This window comes from Streptomyces sp. (assembly GCF_031178505.1).
In the GTDB taxonomy this organism is placed as follows: Bacteria; Actinomycetota; Actinomycetes; order Streptomycetales; family Streptomycetaceae; genus Streptomyces; species Streptomyces gulbargensis.
In genome coordinates this window covers 1-1,524 of the sequence record NZ_JAPSIW010001065.1, presented here as the reverse complement: position 1 = coordinate 1,524, position 1,524 = coordinate 1, and the positions used below count along the sequence as shown (strand labels likewise).

The 1,524-nt window shown below is 73.4% G+C and carries 1 protein-coding gene; it reads left to right on the top strand.

Going from position 1 to position 1,524, the window contains the following annotated elements; all coding sequences use genetic code 11:
• Nucleotides 1-176: 176 nt before the first annotated feature.
• A partial coding sequence (locus RIF68_RS36280; RefSeq protein WP_375165803.1) for an FAD-dependent oxidoreductase occupies nt 177-1,524 on the top strand: 1,348 nt, incomplete at its 3' end.

The window sequence follows — 1,524 nt, the reverse complement described above, 5'->3', positions numbered from 1 at the left end:
GTCAGCGTCGGAGCCATCATGCGAGTCCTCACCGCGGCGGTCCACGAGGCCCGGCCGACGGGACCTCCGCGTCACGCGTCCGCCCCAGCGCGGCGGTGGCGGCGAGCACCACGTACAGGTGAATCGCCGGCGCGGGCGGGCGTGTCCCGCGCGTACCGCCGACGGCTTCCCGAAGGGTGCCCCCTGTGGATATCGAGCTCAAGAGGCGCGCCCTGGTCATCGCCGCCGGCACCGGCGCCCTCGCCCTCACCCTGCCTACCGCTCCCCAGGCCGCGCCCGCGCCCGCGGCCGCGACGGGCAGCGCCCCACCGGTGCCGGGCGGCGCCCCCCGGGACGTCTGCGAACGGGTGGCCAGGGCCATTCTGGTGCTGGACGAGCACGGTGAGGCCCTCGTCCCGCGGTACGCCAGGATCCTGCTGGAGACGGGCCTGCCGCGCGGACACGGTGGCGGCAAGCGGGTCCTGGTCGTCGGGGCGGGGCCGGCGGGGCTCGTCGCGGCGGATCTCCTGCGGCGCGCCGGGCACGAGGTCACGGTGATCGAGGCCAACGGCAACCGGGTCGGTGGCCGGATCAAGACCTTCCGCACCGGGGGCCACGAGAACGCCGCGCAGCCGTTCGCCGATCCCCGGCAGTACGCGGAGGCCGGAGCGATGCGCATCCCCGCCAGCCACCCCCTGGTCATCGGGCTGATCGACGCCCTCGGTCTGGAGCGGCGCAGGTTCCACCTCACCGATGTCGACCCCTCGGGCCGGCCGGCGAACCGGACGTGGATCCAGGCCAACGGGGTCCGGGTCCGGCGTGCGGAGTACGAGCGCCGGCCGCGTGTCCTGAACCGGCACTTCGGCGTACCGGAGAAGTATCTGGACACGACGGCCGCGGAGATCTACCGGGCCGCCCTGGCGCCCGCCCGGGCCCTCATCGACGGCAAGCAGGGCAGGGACCTCGTCGAGGGCTGGGCCACCGTCCTCCAGCGGTACGGCCACTGGTCCATGTTCCGGTACCTCACCGAGGAGGCGGGGCTCGACGAGCGCACGATCGACCTCGTCGGCACGGTCCAGAACGTCACGTCACGGCTGCACCTGTCGTTCCTGCACAGTTTCCTGTCCTCCGCGCTGATCAGCCCCGACACCGCCTTCTACGAGCTGCCCGACGGCACCGCGACCCTGGCGGACGCGCTCTACGCGCGCGTGAAGGACCTGGTCCGCCTCGACCGCCGGGCCGTCCGTGTCGAGCACGGTCCGCGAGGCGGGGTCACCGTGCACACGGTGTCCGAGGGCCGTGACGGAAGGGTCGTGCGCGAGACCTTCACCGGTGACGAGGCCGTCGTCACCGTCCCGTTCTCCGGACTCCGCCACGTCACCTTCACCCCGCAGCTCTCCTACGGCAAGCGGCGGGCGGTCACGGAGCTCCACTACGACGCGGCGACCAAGGTCCTGCTGGAGTTCTCGCGCCGCTGGTGGGAGTTCGACGAGGACGACTGGCGGCGCGAGCTGGACGCGATCCGCCCCGGCCTCTACGAGCGGT